Genomic DNA, 22,354 nt, shown 5'->3' on the forward strand with positions numbered 1-22,354 from the left:
AGACTTTATAACAATGTTAACATTTGATTTATATAATATTTTAATTATTTCGGGAATTATTTTTGTGGCACTGGTGACTTTCGGTCTCATCATTGCACGCTTATACCGTCGTTCAAGCAAAGAAATTTCCTTTGTGCGTACCGGTTGGGGTGGAGAAAAAGTGATTTTAGGTGGAGGCGCAATCGTGCTTCCGGTGTTACATGAAATTATTCCAGTAAATATGAACACCCTACGCCTTGAAGTCCGCCGTGCTGATGATCAGGCACTGATTACCCGTGACCGGATGCGGGTCGATGTCATGGCCGAATTCTATGTCCGAGTCAAACCTACAGCAGATTCAATTGCCACCGCAGCACAAACCCTTGGTCAAAAAACCATGTCACCCAATGAATTAAAAAATCTGGTGGAAGGCAAATTTGTTGATTCACTGCGTGCAGTGGCTGCAGAAATGGCCATGGAAGAATTGCATGAAAAACGGGTCGATTTTGTACAAAAAGTCCAACAAGTGGTTTCAGAAGATTTGCACAAAAACGGTCTGGAGCTTGAAACGGTTTCCCTAACCGGACTGGATCAGACCGGATTTAAATACTTTAATCCACAAAATGCCTTCGATGCCGAAGGTCTGACCAAGCTCACTGAAACCATTGAAGACCGCCGTCGCAAGCGTAACCACATCGAACAGGATACCGATCTGGCGATCAAAACTAAAAATCTGGAAGCTGAACAGGCGCGCCTGCAAATTATTCGTGAAGAAGAATATGCCAAACTGCAGCAAGAACGTGAAATTGCCATTCGCCGAGCTGAACAACTGGCTGAAATTGCCGCTCAGGAAGCCGGCAAAAAACGTGAAGCAGAAGAAGCACAAATTGCCGCTGAACGAGAAGTCGAACTCAAGCGTATTTTGGCCGCCCGTGATGTCGAAAATGAAAATATTCAAAAGGCCCAGCTGATTCAAAAAGCACAGGTCGAGCAAAAGAAAACCATTGAACTGGCTGAACAGGATCGCGCCATTGCGATTGCGGAAAAATCACGTGCTGAATCTGAAGCTAAAGCTCAAGCCGATCAGGCACGTGCACAAGCGGTAAAAGCGGAAGAAGAAGTCATCACCGTACGTCAAATCCAGCAGGCAGAGCGTCAAAAAGCAGTTGAACTGGTCGCAGCCAAAGAACACGCTGAAAAAGATGCAATTGCCATTACAGTTGCCGCTGAAGCTGGCAAACAGGCGGCAGCAGATGATGCAGAAGCAGTGCGGATTGCGGCTGAGGCTGAAGCAGAAAAAGTCCGCCTGAAGGCCAAGGGTGAAGCGGATGCGAAAATTCTACTGGCTCAGGCAATGGAAAAACAGTATCAGGTCGATGCTGAAGGTACGCGTGCGGTCAATGAAGCCAATAACGTCCTGTCACCTGAACAGGTCGAAATGCAGATCCGTCTGGCCATGCTGAAATACTTGCCTGAAATTATCCGGGAAAGCGTCAAACCAATGGAAAATATTGATGATATCAAGATTCTCCAGGTGAATGGCCTACATGGCGGTCATGCCGGTGCCTGTCAGGCAGATGCCCATCATGAGAATGGTAATGTTGCCCTGTCAGATCAGGTGGTGAATAGCGCCCTACGTTATCGTAGCCAAGCACCGCTCATTGACAGTCTGATGAGTGAGCTTGGTATTCAAGGTGGTGATATCAACGGCATGACTCAGAGCCTTAAAGCTAAAACTTAAAAATAGAATGCGATATAAAAAGCTCCCATCTGGGAGCTTTTTATTACAGGTTTACTTTGGATATCAGGCCAAACCTTTATCTTTTAACACTTGCAGCATAGTTGAACCGAGTTCGGCAGGACTGCGCGTATAGGCCATACCCGCACGCTCAAAGGCAGCAAACTTTTCTTCTGCTGTGCCCTTACCACCTGAAATGATCGCACCTGCATGGCCCATACGTTTACCTTTAGGTGCAGTTACGCCCGCAATATAACCAACAACTGGCTTGGTCACATTCGATTGAATATATTCTGCGGCTTCTTCTTCCGCCGTACCACCAATTTCACCAATCATGATGATGGCTTCAGTCTGCGGATCTTCCTGGAACAGTTTCAAGCAGTCAATCTGGTTCATGCCTGGAATTGGATCCCCACCAATACCAATACAGGTCGACTGACCTAAACCGAGTTTTGTAGTTTGCGCCACAGCCTCATAAGTCAGTGTGCCTGAGCGCGAAATGATCCCGATTTTACCCGGCTGATGAATATGTCCCGGCATGATCCCGATTTTACATTCACCCGGCGTAATAATACCCGGACAGTTTGGTCCGATCAGACGTGTGCCATTACCATTGGTTTCCAGATAACGCTTGGCTTTGAGCATGTCGATGGTCGGTACACCTTCAGTAATCACCACAATTAACTCAATGCCAGAATCAACCGCCTCAACAATAGAATCCAGTACAAAGGGTGCCGGAACATAAATCACCGAAGCATCTGCATCAGTTTCTTTCACCGCTTCACGCATGGTATTAAATACAGGCAATTCCAGATGGGTTTGACCACCTTTACCCGGGGTTACACCACCCACGACTTTAGTGCCGTAGGCTAAAGCCTGTTCAGAATGGAATGTGCCGTTTTTGCCTGTAAAGCCCTGTACCAATACTTTAGTGTCTTTATTAACTAATACGCTCATGTTAGATACTCCTTAAGCTTTTACAGCAGCAACGATTTTTTCTGCAGCGTCAGCAAGACCATGTGCAGAAATCAATTTCAAACCTGATTCATCCAGTAATTTTGCACCCAGTTCCGCATTGTTGCCTTCGAGGCGAACAACCACAGGAACTGTCACATTTACTTCCTGAACCGCTGCAATAATTGCTTCAGCAATCATGTCACAACGTACAATTCCACCAAAAATATTAATCAATACACCCTGGACAGAGTGATCTGCCAAGATAATTTTAAAGGCTTCAATCACACGCTCCTTGGTCGCACCACCACCCACATCCAGGAAGTTGGCTGGTTGACCGCCATACAGCTTAATAATATCCATGGTTGCCATGGCAAGACCGGCACCATTGACCATACAACCAATGTTACCCTCAAGTGCCACATAGTTTAGATCAAACTCAGAGGCTTTTAACTCACGTTCATTTTCTTGAGACTTATCACGCAAAGCAGCCACTTCAGGCAAACGGTACAGTGCATTCGAATCAATTCCGATTTTGGCATCGACACACAGAATGTCGCCGTTTTCACGCACAGACAGCGGATTGATTTCGAAAAGTGCAAAATCATTGTCTACAAATGCCTGATAGGCAGCCGTCATGACTTTAACAAATTGATTGATTTGTCCATCTTTGAGTTTAAGTGCAAAAGCAACTTCACGCGCCTGAAATGGCATTAGACCAACTAAAGGATCAACCTCAACTTTAATAATTTTTTCAGGGGTTTCTTCGGCCACTTTCTCAATTTCAACACCGCCTTCAGTCGATGCCATAAAAGTGATGCGGCGAGTCGAGCGATCTACCACAGCGCCCAAGTACAACTCGCGCTCAACCGGATAAACATCCTCAGAAACTAAAATGCTATTGACCGGCTGACCATTGACATCAGTCTGATAAGTCACCAAGCGTGAACCAATAATCTGATTGGCATATTCAGCAGCCTCGGCAGCCGATTTCACCACTTTTACCCCACCAGCCTTACCCCGGCCACCCGCATGCACCTGTGCTTTCAATACTGCGAACTTTCCACCCAGCTGCTCGAAAGCATGCACCGTTTCATCGGCATTGGTGGCAAGTATTCCTTCCTGCACAGGCATACCATATTTTTTTAATAGCGCTTTTGCTTGATACTCATGTAAATTCATTGAATAACCTTTTATTACTTCTTTGCCTTGTTATAACCCACTAGCACCCAGACGTCCGTCAAAGCAGTACCAGCATTTCTTAAAATCGTTATCTTTATTTTTAGATGATTGTTCCAATAAAAACAACCATGAAATGTAAAAAGAGCGACCTAAGTCGCTCTTTTTTCAAATTACTTACGCTTACGTTGGATCGCGTGAATCGCACGACCATCAACTGCAAGTGCAGCTTCATGTACCACTTCAGAGAATGTCGGGTGACCGAAAGTCATCAACTGAAGATCTTCAACTGAAGATACAAACTCAAGCGCGATCATACCTTGGTGAACGATATCAGACGCAGCAGGTCCAATCACGTGCATACCGAGTAAACGATCCGTTTTTGCATCAGCAACAAACTTCACGAAACCGGCACCTTCACCCGCAGCTAAAGCACGACCGTTCACAGCAAAACCGAATTGACCCGTTTTAACTTCGTGACCTTTTTCAGTCGCTTGCTGTTCTGTTAAACCTACCCACGCCGCTTCCGGATGTGTGTAAATTACAGAAATAATGGTGTCATAGTTCACTTGTGCAGCATGACCGTGAATACGCTCAACCGCCATTACGCCTTCTTCCATTGCTTTATGCGCAAGCATTGGACCACGTACCAAGTCACCAATTGCGTATACGCCTTCAACTGAAGTTGCACACCAATCGTTGACTTCAACCAAACCGCGTTCAGTCAATTTAATGCCTGAATCATCAGCCAATAAACCTTCAGCATATGCGCGACGACCGACACAAACGATCAATTTATCGAAAGTTTCAGTTTTGTCTTCACCAGCTTGGTTATATTTAACCGTTACTTCACGACCATTGATTTCAGTACCTGCAACTTTTGCACCGATACGGATATCCATACCTTGCTTAGTCAACAGTTTTTGGAAGTCTTTTGCCAATGCTTTATCAGCCATTGGTAAGAATGCATCCATTGCTTCAAATACAACAACTTCAGCACCAAGACGACGCCATACAGAACCAAGCTCAAGACCGATCACGCCCGCACCAATTACACCTAAACGCTTAGGTACTTCTGGGAATTCAAGCGCGCCAGTAGAATCAACAATTAAGTCTTGATCTACAGGAGCCACTGGAATATTTACTGGTACAGAACCCGTCGCAAGAATCACATATTTAGGCTCTAAAACTTGAGTTTCACCTTCGTGAGAAACAAATTCTACTTTTTTACCTGCAAGCAGTTTACCCGTACCTTTTAACCACTCGATGCCATTACCTTTAAGTAACTGATCGATACCGCCAGTCAATTGATCTACAACTTTGTCTTTACGAGCCAGCATTTTAGAAAGATCGAATTTAACTTCACCAGTCGTAATACCATGGTCATCTAGATGTTGAACTGTATCTTCATAACGATGTGAAGAATCAAGTAAAGCTTTAGACGGGATACAACCGACGTTTAAGCAAGTACCACCTAAAGATGGTTTACCTTTATGAATACGTTTTTCGATACACGCAACTTTAAAACCAAGTTGAGCTGCACGAATTGCTGCTTCGTAGCCGCCCGGGCCACCACCAATTACGACTAAATCGAATTGAGACATGTTTATCTCCAACTAATCCCCCTTATTAATCCCCCTTTTCCAAAGGGGGATCTTCCCCTCTTTTTAAAGAGGGGTTAGGGGAGATTTTTAATGAATAAATTACAGATCAAGGATCAGACGCGCTGGCTCTTCTAACAATTCTTTGATTGTTACAAGGAAACCGACTGCTTCTTTACCATCGATTAAACGGTGGTCATAAGACAGTGCAAGGTACATCATTGGCAAGATTTCTACTTGACCATTCACCGCCATCGGACGTTCCTGGATTTTATGCATACCCAGAATCGCAGTTTGTGGCGTATTTAGAATTGGTGTAGAAAGCAATGAACCAAAAGTACCACCATTAGTAATAGTGAATGTACCGCCAGTCATGTCTTCGATGCCCAGCTTACCGTCACGTGCCTTGCCAGCATATGCACGGATGCCATTTTCAACTTCAGCATAGTTCATGCGGTCTGTATCACGAAGTACAGGAACCACTAGACCACGTTCAGATGAAACTGCAACACCAATGTCGTAGTAACCGTGATACACGATGTCATCGCCATCAATTGAAGCATTTACCGCTGGATAGCGTTTAAGTGCTTCAGTTGCTGCTTTAACGAAGAATGACATGAAGCCAAGACGCGCACCGTGACGCTTCTCGAATGCATCTTTGTATTGAGCACGCATTTCCATGATTGGTTTCATGTTCACTTCGTTGAACGTCGTCAACATTGCAGTTTCTTGAGTCGCTGCAAGTAAACGTTCAGCAACACGCTTACGAAGACGAGTCATAGGAACACGTTTTTCGATACGCTCGCCCACTGCAACGCTTAATGGTTGCGCTGCAGGTGCTGCCGGTTTCGCCTGATGATTTGCCACATCTTCTTTCGTGATGCGACCGCCACGGCCTGTACCTGCAACGTCAGCAGCTGCAACACCAGATTCAGTCAATGCTTTACGCACTGCTGGAGCCTGATCCTGTACTTGTTGACGTTCAACGATCGGTGCATTACCAGCTTCAGTTTGCGCAGCAGCTTGTTCAACTTTCTCTTCAGACTGAACTGCTTGAGTTTGCGTAGCGCCAGAAACAGCACCTTCTTCAAACTGTGCAATGACTTCAGCTGAAAGAACAGTATCGCCTTCACCTTTAATAATAGATGCAAGTGTACCGTCTGCAGGAGCAACAACTTCTAAAACAACTTTATCAGTCTCAATATCGCAGATCACTTCATCACGTGACACTGCTTCACCTGGTTGTTTGTGCCAAGTTGCGATCGTACCGTCCGCAACTGACTCTGGGAATACCGGTGCTTTAATTTCGGTTGCCATTACTTAGAATCTCCTGGATTATTCAGCGTCGATCGCAAGCGCGTCGTTGATGAGCTGAGCTTGTTGTTTTGCATGCAAATATGGTGAACCACATGCCGGTGCAGCAGAAGCTTCACGGCCTGCATAGCTAATACGTACTTGTTTACCCGCTTTCATCACGTCGTCATATAGACGCGGTGCGATGAACAACCAAGCGCCTTGGTTCTTCGGTTCTTCTTGCGCCCAAACAAGTTCTTTAACGTTTGGATATTGCGCAAGCACTTCTGCCAGGCGTTTTTCTGGGTATGGATATAATTGTTCAATACGTACAATTGCAGTGTTGTTCAATTCTTTTTCACGACGTTTTTCAACTAGGTCGTAATACACCTTACCACCACACAGAACCAGACGGGTTACATCTGACTTGTTGATGTTGTCTACTTCATCAATCACGGTTTGGAATGTACCGTTTGCAAGCTCTTCAAGGCTAGATACAGCAAGCTTGTGACGAAGTAAAGATTTCGGCGAAGTAACAATCAATGGCTTACGGATTGGACGAATCGCTTGACGACGTAATGCGTGGAAAATCTGCGCAGGCGTAGTCGGTGTGATGACTTGCATGTTGTCTTCAGCACATAGCTGCAAGAAACGTTCCAAACGTGCAGATGAATGTTCTGGACCTTGACCTTCAAAACCGTGTGGAAGAAGCATAGTTAAGCCACATACACGCTCCCATTTGGTTTCACCAGATGAGATGAACTGGTCAATGACAACCTGTGCACAGTTTGCGAAGTCACCGAATTGTGCTTCCCAGATGATCAAACTCTTAGGAAGAGTCGTCGCATAACCATATTCAAATGCCAATACAGCCATTTCTGACAACAAAGAGTCATAGATTGCAGTACGCGGCTGGTTTTCTTTCAGGTTACACAGTGGAAGATAAGTTGAACCATCTACCTGATTATGCAGTTTTGCATGACGGTGTGAGAAAGTACCACGACCTACGTCTTCACCCGTTAAACGAAGCAAGTAACCATCATCTAGTACAGTTGCATACGCCAGAGTTTCAGCAGCACCCCAGTTCAGAGGCATTTCACCCGTTTGCATTTTCAGACGGTCATCAATTACTTTTGCAACTTGACGCTGCATCACGAAGCCTTCAGGAAGCTCACGCATTTTCTTGCCAAGCTCTTTTAGACGTTCGATTGGGAAAGTTGTATCCCACTCGTCTGTGTACTCATGACCTAAGTAAGGAGTCCAATCCACAAACATTTTTTTGTTTGGTTCAAGTACCAGTGCATTGGCAACGTGATTACCCGCTTCCAGGTCTGCACGGTAGTTTTCAACCATCTGATCTGCACTTGCACGATCAAGAACACCCTGTTGCACCAGTTGATCCGCATAAAGCGTACGCGTAGTCGCTTTCTTGTTGATCACTTGATACATCATTGGTTGAGTTGCAGCTGGCTCATCCGCTTCGTTATGACCACGACGACGGTAGCAGAACATGTCAATCACAACGTCTTTACGGAACGTATGACGGAAATCATGTGCCAATTGTGAAATGAACACCACAGCTTCAGGATCATCACCATTGACATGGAAGATCGGTGCCTGAATCATTTTTGCGATGTCAGTACAGTATTCAGTAGAACGCGCGTCACGTGGATCAGATGTCGTGAAACCAACCTGGTTGTTAATCACAATGTGCACTGTACCACCCACGGTATAACCGCGAGTTTGTGACATCTGGAAAGTTTCCTGGTTGACGCCCTGACCTGCAAATGCAGCATCACCGTGTACAATTAATGGCAATACGTCATCGCCGCCAATGTCTTTACGACGTACTTGACGTGCACGTACCGAACCTTCAACCACAGGACCAACGATTTCAAGGTGTGACGGGTTAAATGCCAATGCCAAGTGAACTTCGCCACCCGGAGTCATGACGTTTGAAGAGAAGCCTTGGTGATACTTAACGTCACCAGAACCTTTCTTATGAATAGATTTACCTTCGAACTCACCAAACAGGTCAGCCGGGTTCTTACCCATGATGTTAACAAGAAGGTTTAAACGGCCACGGTGAGGCATACCGATCACAACTTCTTTACAGCCTACAGAACCTGCACGCTGAATAATTTCGTTGACCATCGGGATGAATGCTTCACCACCTTCAACGCCGAAACGTTTGGCACCAACGAATTTATTACCAAGATATTTTTCTAGGCCTTCAGCTGCAGTTAAACGCTCAAGGACATGTTTCTTTTGATCAGCATTGAAGCCATATTGACCGCGTGCACTTTCTAGACGTTGTTGAATCCAACGTTTTTCTTTGGTGTCCACGATGTGCATGTATTCAGCACCGATTGAACCACAGTAAGTGGCTTCCATTGACTGAACCATTTCAGCCAAAGTCGCTTCTTCTTTACCGATCGCCAGGTTACCAGTATTGAATACTGTGTCTAAGTCAGACTGAGTCAAACCATGCGCAGCCAGATCTAGATCAGGCACAACTTCACGCTTCGCCAAACCTAATGGATCCAGTTTTGCTTTCTGGTGGCCACGGTTACGGTACGCAGCAATCAGCTGTAGCACGCCAATTTGACGACGTTCATGCTCTGAGCTGACTGTCGACTGAACAATAGGCTGAATACGGCTTGAATTGCGACCTAAAAGTAGGAATTGCTCACGTACATTACTGTGTGGTTGATCACCTTTTGGGAATTTATCGAAGTACGCTCTCCAGTCAGCACCCACTGAGTCTGGAGCAGTCAGATACTGCTCATAAAGTTCTTCAATATACGCTGCACTATCAGCGGAAAGTTCAGTGTCAAGACGCAGAGCGTCAGCAACTTCTTGCATTTGTGGACCCATTTCCTATTGCAAAAACATTTTCAGGATGCTTTTTAAGCAAAACCCAGGATTATTAGCATCAAATTGGTAATATGATACTAGTCCCCCATAAGGCATAAGCCATGAGGCGTTATCACCACACCAAGAAAATCTTGATATGTTTAATGAACAATAACGCCCCTCAGCGGCATCATCACTCATTGAATACCCGATCGAAACCGGGCAATTTTTTGCAAATCGACTTAGAAAAAAGCAAGCATTAACAAAGATTTTTTCTAAAGCGACTCGGGTCTACCTTTTATATACCAGTCCCTGATTATGCAGTGTTTAAAAAATGTACCTGGCGTGGCATTTTTTAAACATAGTCATGGGCTAAATGCTAACATGTTCTCAACTTTTCAATTGATTTTTTTGACACATACCTTCCATAAATTGGCTAAATACAGTTCAGATATTTTACTCTAATATATGGTGCTTTATCTCAAAAATAGATTCAATGTAGACTTAAGTCCTAAGCATTTCCGATAAATAAAAAGAGAGCAAACCTTTCAATCCACTCCCCCCTTAAATTTCCGTTATATAATAACATCGTTCTTGCTATTTTTCAGGTCAGTTTTACATCTAAAAATCATAAATACCCAAAATAATCACATGTTCTTCTTATATGGCACTCAAAGCCATTACCCTTTTCCTGACTGTTTCACTCAACTTTATACATTTTAAGTATAGTATCTTTATTTTTATCCTATGATTTTTTAATTTTTCCAATAGTTTGCATAAAAAAAGCACACCTGAAGGTGTGCTTTTTTCTAAACTGCGAAGAGCAGCCTATTAGCCTGCCATATCTAAAAGCATATTACGGATGTGACCGATTGCTTTAGTTGGGTTCAAGCCTTTAGGACATACAGATACACAGTTCATAATGCCTTTACAACGGAACAATGAGAACGGGTCGTCTAGACGAGCCAAACGCTCTTGTGTTCCCGTATCACGCGAGTCAATAATGAAGCGGTAAGCGTTCAACAATGCTGAAGGACCCAAGAACTTGTCCGGGTTCCACCAGAATGACGGGCATGAAGTTGAACAGCATGCACATAGAATACATTCATATAGACCATCAAGATGCTCACGCTCTTCAGGAGACTGTAAACGTTCCTTAGGAGGCGCAGGCTGGTTGTTGATCAAGAATGGATGGATCTTGTTGTACTGATCATAGAACTGGTTCATGTCAACCACCAAGTCTTTCACTACAGGAAGACCAGGCAATGGACGAACAGTAATTTCATTTGGTAAATCGTTCAGGTTCCAAAGACACGCCAAACCGTTTTTACCATTGATGTTCACGCCATCAGAACCACAAATACCTTCACGACATGAACGACGGAACGTTAAAGTTTCGTCCTGTACTTTTAATGCGAGAAGTGCGTCAAGCAACATACGGTGCTTGTCAGTCAGTTCCAGCTTAAAAGTTTGCATGTACGGTGCTTTATCCTTGTCAGGATCGTAGCGGTAGATATGAAATGTACGAGTACCTCTACTCATCTGAATTCTCCTGATTAGAATGTACGTGGTTTAGGTGGAATCGCGTCAACCGACAATGGACGGTAACGAACTGGCTTATACTCTAGACGGTTGTCTGCAGAGAACCATAAAGTGTGCTTCATCCACTCATCATCACGACGACCATATGGGTATTCAGCATGGTCTGGAGACTCTTCAAAGTCTACAACCGTATGTGCACCACGGCATTCTTTACGCGCTGCAGCTGAAATAAGCGTTGCTTTCGCAACTTCATACAAGTTTTCAACTTCAAGTGCTTCAATACGTGCAGTGTTAAATACTTTAGATTTGTCTTTCAAGTGAATGTTGCGTACGCGCGGTTCAATTGCAAGAATCTGCTTCACACCTTCGTCCAGAAGCGCAGATGTACGGAATACACCAGCGTGGTCTTGAACGATATCACGGATTGCATCAGCAACGTCTTGAGCATTCTCACCGGTAGTCGATTCGTCAAGTTTACGAATACGTTCAACAGTTTCTTGAAGCACAGTTGTTGGAAGCGGCTCATATTCGCCATCGTGCTGTTTAGTCACATATTCAATGATATGTTGACCAGCAGCCTTACCAAATACAACCAAGTCAAGCAATGAGTTCGTACCTAAACGGTTCGCACCATGTACAGACACACATGAACATTCACCGATTGCATAGAAGCCTTTTACTGGCTTAGCAAAGTCACGACCTTCGGCATTTGTAGAGTAAACATCGGTGTCTTTGTTGTAGTTAGCAACAAGCGCTTCAGTTTCACGAGACTCAGGAACAACCACCTGACCATGAATATTCGTTGGAATACCACCCATTTGGTAATGGATTGTTGGTACTACAGGAATTGGCTCTTTAGTGATGTCAACGTTCGCGAATTTCTTGCCAATCTCGAATACAGATGGAAGACGTTTCATGATCGTATCCGCACCTAGGTGCGTCATATCAAGCAGGATGTAATCGCCTTTAGGACCACAACCACGACCTTCTTTGATCTCTTGGTCCATAGAACGTGATACGAAGTCACGTGGCGCCAAGTCTTTCAAAGTTGGTGCATAACGTTCCATGAAGGGTTCGCCGTCTTTGTTACGAAGGATTGCACCTTCACCACGACAACCTTCAGTCAACAATACGCCTGCGCCCGCAACACCCGTTGGGTGGAATTGCCAGAATTCCATATCTTGTAATGGAATACCTGCACGAGCAGCCATACCAAGACCGTCACCAGTGTTGATATAAGCATTTGTAGATGCACGGTACACACGACCAGCACCACCAGTAGCGAACAAAGTCGCTTTTGCTTGGAATACTGCAATTTTACCAGTTTCCTGATCAATTGCTGTAACACCAAGAACGTCGCCTTTTTCGTTACGGATCAGGTCAAGCGCAATCCATTCAACGAAGAATTGAGTGCCCATTTTCACGTTGCTTTGATAAAGCGTGTGAAGAAGTGCGTGACCGGTACGATCGGCAGCAGCGCATGCACGTGGCACAGCTTTTTCACCGTAGTTTGCTGAGTGACCACCGAATGGACGTTGGTAAATTGTACCATCAGCATTACGGTCGAATGGCATACCCAGGTGTTCAAGTTCATAAACCACTTGAGGCGCTTCACGAGTCATGAACTCGATTGCATCCTGGTCACCTAACCAGTCCGAACCTTTTACAGTGTCGTAGAAGTGGTAGTGCCAGTTATCTTCTTGCATGTTACCAAGAGATGCACCAATACCACCCTGCGCTGCAACAGTGTGCGAACGAGTTGGGAATACTTTAGTCAGAACCGCAACTTTCAAACCAGCTTGAGCAAGTTGGTAAGACGCACGCATACCTGAACCACCACCACCAACGATGACAGCGTCGAAAGTTTCGTGCGGAATATTTGTGTAATCTTCTTTAGGGTTTATAGCGCCCATGATTGTTTCCTATCAATTCGCCCAAAAAATCTGGATCGCCCAGATTGCATATGCAAGTACAGCAATGATCACTGCTGAAGTCAGTACAAGGCGTAAACCTGAAGCTGAAGGACCCATTTGACGAGTAGTCACATAATCCGTGAATACCTGCCACATGCCGATCCATGCGTGTGCAACAAGAGATAAGACCGCCAATAAAGACATGATCTTCATTGGAACTGTCATCATAAAGCCGTACCACTGTTCAAAGTTGAAACCACCATTCAGTAGAATCCAACCCAGTACAACAACGGTATAAACAGCTAGAACTACAGCACTGACACGTTGAAGAAACCAATCGCGAGAACCTGAACCTGTTAAACCAGTAGCGCTTTTCATTAGAGTACGATCCATACAAATGCTGCAACAATACCGATTGCAGACAAGATTAATGCGATAGTAGATGCAACACGGCCACTTTCTAGTTCTTCAGCAACGCCAATGTCAGCAAGTAAATGCTTAACACCCGCAATAAAGTGAAAAATCATGCCGGCGACAAATACCCATACAATAAAGCGGACAATGAAACCGTTAAAGATTTCTTGAACTTGCGCAAAACCTTCAGGCGAAGACAATGACTTGTCTAAAATCCATAGAAGGACCGGTACGAGTAAGAATACGATAACACCTGAAAGACGGTGTAGAATTGATGCAATAGCCACGGGTGATTTTAAGTTTACTTCTAAAACTTGACCCATGGACAAATTGACAGGTCTGTTGCTTTTCACAGCGGGCATCCTGTAAGTAAAAACTCCATCCGGAGTTTGTTGGAATTAATTCGAAGGAAAGCTGGCATTCTCAGGCAAATACATGCCTAAAATCAAAACGACACTGAATTATAAAACGTGAACTATTAAAATACAAACGGCTGAATTTGGCTTTTTGGATAAAAAACTATTAAATAAGAATCATTAACAACAATAAGTCGGGCTTAATATATTATTCCGCCCTTTCAATTCCTATTTATATGATTGTTTTTAAATAATTAAGATGATCAATTCACTCGGTTTTAAGCCTGCAGGACCATGTTTGAGTTTTAGACTAAAGACGCACAGTTCCATCACAAATATTATTTAAATCTCTTTTTAATTCAGATTTAAATCAAGCGCCTATATTTAACAGACCACTTGCCCCAATTCAGCAGCAGCACAGTGATTCAGATAACCTGATGTTAAATAGCGACTTAGTGCATCAGATGATGGGTTTTTCAATCAATTTGAAGCATTTAGATTCAAAAAATCATTCATTTATTTTTATACTGCCTCCCTTTGCTGCAAAGTTGGCCATTTATTAAGCTACTTTTTAATCAATTGAACCGGATTCAAAATTCAATTAATTGCTTTTATTTATAATTCTACCTCTGAAATTCAACTTGGTAAAAACGATGTAAGTTATGAGATTTATATAGTTTTAAGCATGCTCACCTTAATCTCTCACCATTTTCACCCGCATTTCTTGCTAGGAAAAAACGCTTACAAATGCCCCAAGCAGTCTATTTTTTTCTGCACCTCTGCATCAATTTGACTTATTATAGAGGTTTGATGCTGTGATTTTACTGAACTTTTTATACTGAGCGAATATGACTAAACCGCTGTGCGGCCGTCATTTTTCATCCATAAGTATAATTGACAAAATTTCAGTACTCACTAATCTTATAGCAAATTTTTGATCCGTCCGTTTTGTGCATTAAAAGATTGATAGACAAAGCGGATATACATTCACCAGGACAGGAGATCTATTGAATGTCTGAAGCAACTGGCAAGAAAGCCGTTTTACAGCTTGATGGCAAAGAAATTGAACTACCAATTTACAGCGGCACATTGGGCCCAGATGTAATCGACGTTAAAGATGTGTTGGCTGCAGGTCACTTTACTTTTGATCCTGGTTTTATGGCGACAGCTGCGTGCGAGTCTAAAATCACGTTCATCGATGGCAACAAAGGTGTACTTTTACACCGTGGCTACCCAATCGATCAATTGGCGACTAAAGCTGATTACTTGGAAACTTGCTATTTATTGTTAAATGGCGAACTTCCAACTGCTGAGCAAAAAGAAGAATTTGACGCTAAAGTACGTAACCATACAATGGTTCACGATCAAGTTAGCCGTTTCTACAATGGTTTCCGTCGTGATGCGCATCCTATGGCGATCATGGTAGGTGTGGTTGGTGCGTTGTCTGCGTTCTATCACAACAACCTTGACATCGAAGATGTGAACCACCGTGAAATCACTGCAATTCGTTTAATCGCGAAGATTCCTACGCTGGCGGCTTGGAGCTACAAGTACACCATCGGTCAACCATTCGTTTACCCACGTAACGACCTTGGTTATGCAGAAAACTTCCTGCACATGATGTTTGCTACTCCTGCAGACCGTGATTATAAAGTTGATCCAATTCTTGCAAAAGCAATGGACCGTATCTTCACGCTTCATGCTGACCACGAACAAAATGCGTCTACATCTACAGTACGTTTAGCTGGTTCTACCGGTGCGAATCCGTATGCATGTATCGCTGCTGGTATCTCTGCACTTTGGGGCCCTGCTCACGGCGGCGCGAACGAAGCTGTTCTTAAGATGCTTGACGAAATCGGCACTGTAGAAAACGTTGCTGGCTTCATGGAAAAAGTAAAAACTAAAGAAGTTAAACTAATGGGCTTCGGTCACCGAGTTTACAAAAACTTCGATCCACGTGCGAAAGTAATGAAAGAAACTTGTGACGAAGTTCTTGGTGCACTTGGCATCAATGATCCACAGCTTGCATTGGCTATGGAACTTGAACGTATCGCGCTTTCTGACGAATACTTCATCAAGCGTAACCTTTACCCGAACGTAGACTTCTACTCAGGTATCATCCTTAAAGCGATTGGTATCCCGACTGAAATGTTTACTGTAATCTTCGCGCTTGCACGTACTGTTGGCTGGATCAGCCACTGGTTAGAAATGCACAGCGGTCCTTACAAGATCGGTCGTCCTCGTCAGCTTTATACTGGCGAAGTTCAACGCGATATCGTTCGTTAATTCGAACCGCGTCGAAAGACTCAAAAAAACCACCCTCTTGGGTGGTTTTTTTAGTGCTGACAAAAGCCTACAAAAAATTGACCTGAAACGTTTTAAAATGAATATATCAAAATCATATTCACGGATTAAGTCACCTAAAAATAGGATGTATATTGAATGCTGTTGTATTTTCTGCCCTTTATTTTGAGACTGGTTCGTTTTGAACAGTTTAAGTGCCGCAGTTTAACGTCTGGTGAAATCAAAATTTCCCAACAAGTATTTGGCAACCTGATCGACTATTCCCGCGTTAAAATCATGAATCACCCCTACCTGCCCTGGCAATCCACACATGTCATTATGGCGCCCAGTGGCTACATCCATGTACGCAATTTAAATTATCGCGAAGATTATTCGCGCGAGAGTTTATCTTATCAGGCACTATTTATTCATGAGATGGCGCATATTTATCAACATCAATGCCGGATCAATGTGCTTTTAAAAGGGGCATTTTTACAAAGTGCTTATTTTCTCAGCTTGGGAAAATATAATCCGTACAAATATCAATTTAATCCCAACAAATCATTTTCAACCTACAATATTGAACAACAAGGCGATATTGCCCGGGATATTTTTCTAAAAAAAATTCCGAATATTATTTTAAATCCAAAAATAAACAGATGATATTTAATCAGTTTAATTCCAAACAATATAGCTAAGGCATATTTTAAAAGCCAAAATTTAGATTTCAGTCTTTAAATCTACATAAGCCTAGATGCATAAAAAATCAGCATATTTTCTAATTTTATATAATAACTTTTTTCACTCAATGCCTGTTCTGCTAAATCAACTCTAGCTTATCGATAAAATTTCGATAAAATAGGCCGGTATGATTATTTTGCATCGCAGATTAAGATTCAATGATCATGCGATAAAAAGTTTTTTTATTTAAGCCATTTGGCATTTTATGAATATCGAAGTGCACTCAACTGAATAATTAGAATTATAAAAATCAGTAATTTAGTGTATCAACCTATAGGAATAGGATTTACTTGGAATGAAAAGTTTTAAAATTGCGATTGCTCAATTCTCTCCACATGTGGGCAATCTGGATGCAAATACGCAAAAAATGATTGATCTGGCCAATCAGGCTAAAAAAGATAAAGCGGATCTGATTATCTTTCCTGAACTTTCAACGCTGGGCTACCCTGCAGAAGACTTATTAATTCGCCCGAGCCTGGTGAAACGCACCAAAGCGGCTTTTGAAAAACTGACTGAAGTAAAAGATATTGTCATGGTCTTTGGTTTTGTTAATCAAACTGAAGATGGTCAGCGTTATAACTCGGCTGCTGTCATGAAAGATGGCGAAGTACTGGGTGTTTATAACAAGCAAGTGTTGCCAAACTATGGCGTATTTGATGAAAAGCGTTATTTTGGCGAAGGTCATCAGCATCTGGTTTTTGAGTATCTTGGACATAAATTTGGCGTACTGATCTGTGAAGATGTCTGGTCTTTAGCCACTGTTCAGCAACTGGCAAAATTGAATATCGACACAGCTTTGGTACTGAATGCATCGCCATATGAAGTGGGTAAACCACAACATCGCATTGAAACCATGGCGGCCTTGGTCAAACAGCTAAATATCAATCTGGTGTACTGTAACCAGGTCGGTGGCCAAGATGATCTGATCTTTGACGGTACCAGTTTTGTGCTCAACAAATCTGGCGAGGTGGCTTTACAGGCACCAACTTTCCAGGAAAATCTGGCAATTGCAGAATTTAATGCTGAACAACTGCAATTCAGCAAAGGTGCAATTGCACCTGCTTTAGACACCATGGCTGAGATTTATCAAAGCCTGGTCATGGCTACACGTGATTATGTACAGCGTTCTGGCTTCCCAGGTGTGATTCTGGGACTGTCTGGCGGCATTGACTCTGCCCTGACCCTAGCGATTGCTGTAGATGCGCTTGGCGCAGACAAAGTTCAAGCTGTGATGATGCCTTATACCTATACCGCACAAATCAGTGTGGAAGATGCAGCGGCTCAAGCCAAAAATATGGGCGTGACTTTCGGTATTGCCGAAATCAATCCAGTGGTAAGCGGCTTTATGCAGGTGCTATTCCCGTTCTTTGGCAACGCTCCAGTCGATGCTACCGAGGAAAACCTGCAAGCACGTTCACGGGGCACCTTATTGATGGCCCTATCTAACAAATTCGGTAATCTGGTGCTGGCAACCGGTAATAAGTCTGAACTAGCTGTCGGTTATTGCACCCTGTATGGCGATATGGTCGGTGGTTATGCAGTTCTGAAAGATGTGTATAAAACCATTGTGTTTGAACTGGCGAAATATCGTAACAGCATTTCAGAAACTCCAGTGATTCCGGAACGTGTGATTACCCGTCCACCTTCAGCAGAACTGCGTCCAGATCAGGTCGATCAAGACTCTTTACCTGCCTATGACATTCTAGATGCGATCTTGTACTCTTATATTGAAGAAGATATGAGTCAAGACGATATCATTGCCAAAGGCTTTGATGCTGAAGTCGTGAAAAAAGTGATTCGTCTGGTTGATATCAATGAGTACAAGCGCCGCCAAGGTGCCATTGGACCACGTATCAGCTCACGCTCTTATGGCCGTGAGCGTCGTTATCCAATTGTGAATGGCTGGAAAGCAGGTAGCTAAATTCTGCTCTCAATGATGTAAATCAGAATCGCCCAAGGAATGCTTGGGCGATTTTTTTATGCGGCAGTAAAATGAAGAATAGCCCCAACATCAAGAAGGAAAAATAATGTTTTGTGGAAACTAAAAATTAGTGGATGCTTCAAATATTTTTTTGTAGTTTGCAGTGCTTTTTAAAAGACAAAAAAAGAGACCAAGCTGAGAGCTTGGTCTTTTAAAATGGTGGCTATGACGAGACTTGAACTTGTGACCCCCGCATTATGAGTGCGGTGCTCTAACCAACTGAGCTACATAGCCGTAAACTGTGTGCGCATTATCGTAATTTCAGCTTCTATCGTCAAGCATTTTAAAAAACAAATGTTCAGTCTTTATGCAAATACGGAATAAACTTTTAAATTTTAAACAAAAAAGGGTTTTTTAGTATGTAATTCACGCATTCATAGCACCATTTAATTCTTCGAGGAATCATTAGATGTATAAAATCAAAATATTTATTTTACTCATTGGCCTTTCAAGTCTGAGTGCCTGCCAGACCATCTCGCCTATTTTCGTAGATTATAATGGCGTCAGACGTGATGTGGCACAGTGGATTAATCAGCAGCAACTGATGAGCATGCAGCAGAAAAGGTCTTTGGCACAACTCAGCAGAGCACAGCAGAAAATCGAGCGCTATCCGGAATATGATCAGAGCCAACGACTGGCGGTAACCCGGGAAAATCAGATTGCATTACATTGTGCGCGTTTACATGTGACAGAACATAAAATCCGGCAGCTACAGCAAAAAATTTATGCAGGTGAAACTCAAACAATTTTAAATCGCTATGAACAGCTGTCACCGCAAATAAAATTAGACCCGACCTCTATTCGATGTGATTAATCACTGTCTTAGGCTATCACATTAATTACATATAAATTATTAACTTAGGCTAAATAAATCACCCAATTAAATAGCTCTAAACAGGTGCTTCATTTTTTAATCTATTAGACATTATACCTATGTATTTACTTGGTTTTATTTTTATACAATACAGGCTATGATCAAAGTATAAACAACTATTCGTACCCGGTTTAACGCGTCATAATTTTATAACTCTAAATTCCCCTCAGGAGAATTCTAATGCCTTTTGAACATATTTTAGTACCTGTTGACGGTTCAGAAACATCGTATGCTGCAGTGGATAAAGCTGTAGAAATTGCCAAAGCATTTAACAGTAAAGTCACAGTGGTTCAAGTGCTGGCACTGGACCCTTATATCGCTGCGGAATATATCTCTGCGGCACAAACCAATGACCTGATTGAACGTGCCCGTACTTCCATCCTGAAAACGCTGGATGAAGCCAAAGCAAAATTCTCTGGTGCCGGTGTTGAAGTGGATACACAGCTCCTTGAGGGTCAGGTAATTTATAGCGAGATTGTCAAAGCAGCTAAAGATTTAAATTCTGACCTGATCGTGATTGGTTCCCATGGTCGCACGGGCTTCAAAAAGCTGTTCCTTGGCAGCGTAGCGCAAAGCATTCTCGGCCAAGCGGATATCCCAGTAATGGTGATTCGCAACTAAGTTATGTTTAAAATCCCCACTTTTCACCAAGTGGGGATTTTTTTTATATCTTGACCAGACCATCCCATTGATAGCGTTTTAAATCCAAGCGATCACCTTTAAGAAAAATTCCTTCCTGCATGAGTTTTTGCTGCTGGATATTCTGGCCATGTTCGTCCAGTTGCTTCACACTGATTTTCGCCTGGGCATTGATCACCCGATACCAAGGAATATCAGTGTCCGAATCTAGATGACTTAATACCCGTCCGACCAATCGCGCATGTTTGGGTAAACCTGCCAGTCTAGCAATCTGTCCGTAGGTGGCGACTTTGGCATACGGAATCTGATTGACCACAGCCAAAATCATTTCTGCCATTTCCTGACTGGCTGAACTTGTCTGGGTCATTTTCATCTCATTAATAGCTTATTTAAATCAAAAATCACAATTCACCCCCAGTAAAAAAGCTATAGGAGAGTGATTAAGCCTGATGAAATACGCTGATTCAAGCTCTCATCTCACTATAAAAACCAATCTAACAGTCTCTTGATCTTCTAAGTTTTATCTTTAGAAATTATCCGGATTTTCCAGTCTTTTTACTTCCTGAACTTTATCTGGATGATGCACCGTGGCAACGCCCTCTGCATCTTTCTGATCAATCAGAATTTCTGGCTGAAAGATAGTAATAGTCTCATTTCCTTTGGCATCTTCTCCAACAATATAGCGAAAACCCTTACGATTCATTTTATGACACATGCGTTGATACCAGCCTTTAAAGCCCTGCGTCTCTTCATTGGGATTATAATAAAACGCATTCATCACCGCAGGCAGGCCCAAGCCACATACCACACCGGACAATAGCACTACAATAAAGGTATAGCCCACCAGAATACTGCTATAGGCTTCCAGCTGAGGAACATTGGCGACCGCCAGAATTAAGGCCAAAGAAATCCCGCCCCGTACTCCGCCCCAAGACAGGATGGTCAAACTGCCGTTATAGCTTTTCTTGCTGACTTTTGGGAACATGGCAAAGGCCAGATAGTTGGCTGCAAAACGGGCCAGATGTAGAATCACAAAAGCCACCATTCCGCCCAGAACCAGACTGGTACTCAAGTCCAGAATAAACAATTCTAGACCAATCAGGGTAAACAGGAATGAATTGATAATTCCCTCAACCGTATGCCAGAAATGATTAACGTCACCAATTTCAGCATCTGCCAGGATTTCTTTCCATTTATTGCCAACAATCAAACCACCAATCACACAGGCAATTGGCGCGGAAGCATGTGCCAGCAAAGCCACCAGATAGGAACCACAAGCCAGCAAGGCCGTGGTCAAAATCAGAGATTCCATTTCATGCTTACCGCGCAAAATCCGCAAGATCGCAAAACCGAATCCGAGACCAATCAGCACCGCCACGACAATTTCATAAAGCAAGGTTTGCAGCACTGCCAGTACCGTAAAGTTTTCACCTTGCAGAACATTGAGCAAGGTCATAAATAAGGCAATACACATTGCATCATTAAACAGTGATTCGCCTACTCTACATTTACCAATATGGAATTTTACTGTAGAATTATAAATATGGAATTATTACAAAGTTAATTACTTATGTTGGTAGAAGATCGTTATAAGTATCCATTAAAAAGTAAACATGTATTCTTTTCCGAATTGGTTTGATACTTTCTCCACCCATTGCTCTATTTTGTCAGCTGTCATGACTTGAAAATCTCGCCAATAATATTTCATCTGCTTCCATACCATCTCGATTCGATTTAACTCAGGGCTATAAGCTGGAATAAAATACAGATTCGTCGAAAAGTTAGTTTTAAGTAGCTCTCTGTAATCAGCCATCTTTTTACTTCTATGAATCGAGGCATTATCAACAATAAGAACCAATGGAAGGTTATATGTCTGTTTTACTCGTTGAGCTATTCCAGTTAAATAGGCATAAAACCAAGTACTTGTCACTGACTCTTGTAAACAGCTTGTCACCAGTTTCCCCGTTGAAAGCAAACACCCCATGACATTAACTCGTTTTAATCTTATTGC

Annotated in this window: 18 protein-coding genes and 1 tRNA gene; 6 read left to right on the forward strand and 13 right to left on the reverse strand. The window is 42.9% G+C overall.

The window, feature by feature from the left end:
• Positions 1-13: 13 nt before the first annotated feature.
• On the forward strand, positions 14-1,720 hold the full coding sequence (locus tag AC1P5O_RS02470; protein WP_004730259.1) for a flotillin family protein: 1,707 nt from the start codon (positions 14-16) through the stop codon (positions 1,718-1,720).
• Between the two features lie 63 nt (positions 1,721-1,783).
• Here the strand turns inward: AC1P5O_RS02470 and sucD are convergent, their stop codons facing one another.
• The 9 genes from sucD to sdhC all read right to left on the reverse strand — a co-directional run bounded on the left by sucD (position 1,784) and on the right by sdhC (position 13,822).
• Positions 1,784-2,674, reverse strand: a complete 891-nt coding sequence (gene sucD / locus AC1P5O_RS02475) for a succinate--CoA ligase subunit alpha (protein WP_004730261.1) — start codon at positions 2,672-2,674, stop codon at positions 1,784-1,786.
• Positions 2,675-2,686: 12 nt separating this feature from the next.
• Positions 2,687-3,853, reverse strand: a complete 1,167-nt coding sequence (sucC, locus tag AC1P5O_RS02480) for an ADP-forming succinate--CoA ligase subunit beta (protein WP_005251285.1) — start codon at positions 3,851-3,853, stop codon at positions 2,687-2,689.
• A 170-nt stretch (positions 3,854-4,023) separates the two neighbouring features.
• Complete coding sequence (lpdA, locus tag AC1P5O_RS02485) at positions 4,024-5,454, reverse strand: dihydrolipoyl dehydrogenase (RefSeq protein WP_004279436.1); 1,431 nt, start codon at positions 5,452-5,454, stop codon at positions 4,024-4,026.
• 99 nt (positions 5,455-5,553) lie between these two features.
• Entirely contained in the window at positions 5,554-6,768 is a 1,215-nt protein-coding gene (gene odhB, locus AC1P5O_RS02490; RefSeq protein ID WP_004279435.1) for a 2-oxoglutarate dehydrogenase complex dihydrolipoyllysine-residue succinyltransferase, read from the reverse strand.
• A gap of 18 nt (positions 6,769-6,786) precedes the next feature.
• Positions 6,787-9,621, reverse strand: coding sequence for a 2-oxoglutarate dehydrogenase E1 component (locus AC1P5O_RS02495; protein ID WP_016806657.1), 2,835 nt, complete (start codon positions 9,619-9,621; stop codon positions 6,787-6,789).
• 810 nt (positions 9,622-10,431) lie between these two features.
• Entirely contained in the window at positions 10,432-11,142 is a 711-nt protein-coding gene (locus AC1P5O_RS02500; protein WP_004279433.1) for a succinate dehydrogenase iron-sulfur subunit, read from the reverse strand.
• Positions 11,143-11,156: 14 nt separating this feature from the next.
• Entirely contained in the window at positions 11,157-13,055 is a 1,899-nt protein-coding gene (locus AC1P5O_RS02505; RefSeq protein WP_004646289.1) for an FAD-binding protein, read from the reverse strand.
• A gap of 12 nt (positions 13,056-13,067) precedes the next feature.
• Complete coding sequence (sdhD, locus tag AC1P5O_RS02510) at positions 13,068-13,433, reverse strand: succinate dehydrogenase, hydrophobic membrane anchor protein (protein ID WP_004279431.1); 366 nt, start codon at positions 13,431-13,433, stop codon at positions 13,068-13,070.
• On the reverse strand, positions 13,433-13,822 hold the full coding sequence (sdhC, locus tag AC1P5O_RS02515) for a succinate dehydrogenase, cytochrome b556 subunit (RefSeq protein WP_004646288.1): 390 nt from the start codon (positions 13,820-13,822) through the stop codon (positions 13,433-13,435). Before sdhC ends, sdhD begins: the two co-directional genes overlap by 1 nt.
• A gap of 1,014 nt (positions 13,823-14,836) precedes the next feature.
• Here sdhC and gltA point away from each other — a divergent pair.
• From gltA to AC1P5O_RS02530, 3 genes are all read left to right on the forward strand, one after another.
• On the forward strand, positions 14,837-16,111 hold the full coding sequence (gene gltA, locus AC1P5O_RS02520) for a citrate synthase (protein WP_004279429.1): 1,275 nt from the start codon (positions 14,837-14,839) through the stop codon (positions 16,109-16,111).
• Between the two features lie 156 nt (positions 16,112-16,267).
• Positions 16,268-16,771 carry a hypothetical protein gene (locus AC1P5O_RS02525; RefSeq protein WP_004730266.1) on the forward strand — a complete coding sequence of 168 codons (504 nt, stop codon included), beginning with the start codon at positions 16,268-16,270 and terminating at the stop codon, positions 16,769-16,771.
• 373 nt (positions 16,772-17,144) lie between these two features.
• On the forward strand, positions 17,145-18,770 hold the full coding sequence (locus AC1P5O_RS02530; RefSeq protein ID WP_004730268.1) for an NAD+ synthase: 1,626 nt from the start codon (positions 17,145-17,147) through the stop codon (positions 18,768-18,770).
• 217 nt (positions 18,771-18,987) lie between these two features.
• On the opposite strand, the gene AC1P5O_RS02535 is transcribed toward AC1P5O_RS02530, so the two are convergent.
• A tRNA-Met gene (locus AC1P5O_RS02535) sits at positions 18,988-19,064 on the reverse strand.
• Positions 19,065-19,239: 175 nt separating this feature from the next.
• Here AC1P5O_RS02535 and AC1P5O_RS02540 point away from each other — a divergent pair.
• Together AC1P5O_RS02540 and AC1P5O_RS02545 are read left to right on the forward strand one after the other, a co-directional pair.
• On the forward strand, positions 19,240-19,644 hold the full coding sequence (locus tag AC1P5O_RS02540) for a hypothetical protein (RefSeq protein ID WP_004730270.1): 405 nt from the start codon (positions 19,240-19,242) through the stop codon (positions 19,642-19,644).
• Between the two features lie 240 nt (positions 19,645-19,884).
• Entirely contained in the window at positions 19,885-20,325 is a 441-nt protein-coding gene (locus tag AC1P5O_RS02545; RefSeq protein ID WP_004279425.1) for a universal stress protein, read from the forward strand.
• 43 nt (positions 20,326-20,368) lie between these two features.
• Here AC1P5O_RS02545 and AC1P5O_RS02550 read toward each other — a convergent pair whose 3' ends face one another.
• The 3 genes from AC1P5O_RS02550 to AC1P5O_RS02560 all read right to left on the reverse strand — a co-directional run.
• Entirely contained in the window at positions 20,369-20,710 is a 342-nt protein-coding gene (locus tag AC1P5O_RS02550) for an MGMT family protein (RefSeq protein ID WP_004730272.1), read from the reverse strand.
• A gap of 159 nt (positions 20,711-20,869) precedes the next feature.
• Positions 20,870-21,817 (reverse strand): cation:proton antiporter, encoded by a 948-nt coding sequence (locus tag AC1P5O_RS02555; RefSeq protein ID WP_004730274.1) that lies wholly within the window; start codon positions 21,815-21,817, stop codon positions 20,870-20,872.
• A 126-nt stretch (positions 21,818-21,943) separates the two neighbouring features.
• Positions 21,944-22,354 (reverse strand): transposase (locus tag AC1P5O_RS02560; RefSeq protein WP_499005587.1); only part of this gene is annotated, 411 nt, incomplete at its 5' end.

Source organism: Prolinoborus fasciculus (assembly GCF_056724605.1).

Excerpts from the sequence above, each read along its gene's own strand:
- AC1P5O_RS02470 (WP_004730259.1), top strand. The coding sequence starts at position 14 with ATGTTAACATTTGATTTATATAATATTTTAATTATTTCGGGAATTATT.
- sucD (WP_004730261.1), bottom strand. The coding sequence starts at position 2,674 with ATGAGCGTATTAGTTAATAAAGACACTAAAGTATTGGTACAGGGCTTT.
- sucC (WP_005251285.1), bottom strand. The coding sequence starts at position 3,853 with ATGAATTTACATGAGTATCAAGCAAAAGCGCTATTAAAAAAATATGGT.
- lpdA (WP_004279436.1), bottom strand. The coding sequence starts at position 5,454 with ATGTCTCAATTCGATTTAGTCGTAATTGGTGGTGGCCCGGGCGGCTAC.
- odhB (WP_004279435.1), bottom strand. The coding sequence starts at position 6,768 with ATGGCAACCGAAATTAAAGCACCGGTATTCCCAGAGTCAGTTGCGGAC.
- AC1P5O_RS02495 (WP_016806657.1), bottom strand. The coding sequence starts at position 9,621 with ATGGGTCCACAAATGCAAGAAGTTGCTGACGCTCTGCGTCTTGACACT.
- AC1P5O_RS02500 (WP_004279433.1), bottom strand. The coding sequence starts at position 11,142 with ATGAGTAGAGGTACTCGTACATTTCATATCTACCGCTACGATCCTGAC.
- AC1P5O_RS02505 (WP_004646289.1), bottom strand. The coding sequence starts at position 13,055 with ATGGGCGCTATAAACCCTAAAGAAGATTACACAAATATTCCGCACGAA.
- sdhD (WP_004279431.1), bottom strand. The coding sequence starts at position 13,433 with ATGAAAAGCGCTACTGGTTTAACAGGTTCAGGTTCTCGCGATTGGTTT.
- gltA (WP_004279429.1), top strand. The coding sequence starts at position 14,837 with ATGTCTGAAGCAACTGGCAAGAAAGCCGTTTTACAGCTTGATGGCAAA.
- AC1P5O_RS02525 (WP_004730266.1), top strand. The coding sequence starts at position 16,268 with ATGCTGTTGTATTTTCTGCCCTTTATTTTGAGACTGGTTCGTTTTGAA.
- AC1P5O_RS02530 (WP_004730268.1), top strand. The coding sequence starts at position 17,145 with ATGAAAAGTTTTAAAATTGCGATTGCTCAATTCTCTCCACATGTGGGC.
- AC1P5O_RS02540 (WP_004730270.1), top strand. The coding sequence starts at position 19,240 with ATGTATAAAATCAAAATATTTATTTTACTCATTGGCCTTTCAAGTCTG.
- AC1P5O_RS02545 (WP_004279425.1), top strand. The coding sequence starts at position 19,885 with ATGCCTTTTGAACATATTTTAGTACCTGTTGACGGTTCAGAAACATCG.
- AC1P5O_RS02550 (WP_004730272.1), bottom strand. The coding sequence starts at position 20,710 with ATGACCCAGACAAGTTCAGCCAGTCAGGAAATGGCAGAAATGATTTTG.
- AC1P5O_RS02555 (WP_004730274.1), bottom strand. The coding sequence starts at position 21,817 with ATGTGTATTGCCTTATTTATGACCTTGCTCAATGTTCTGCAAGGTGAA.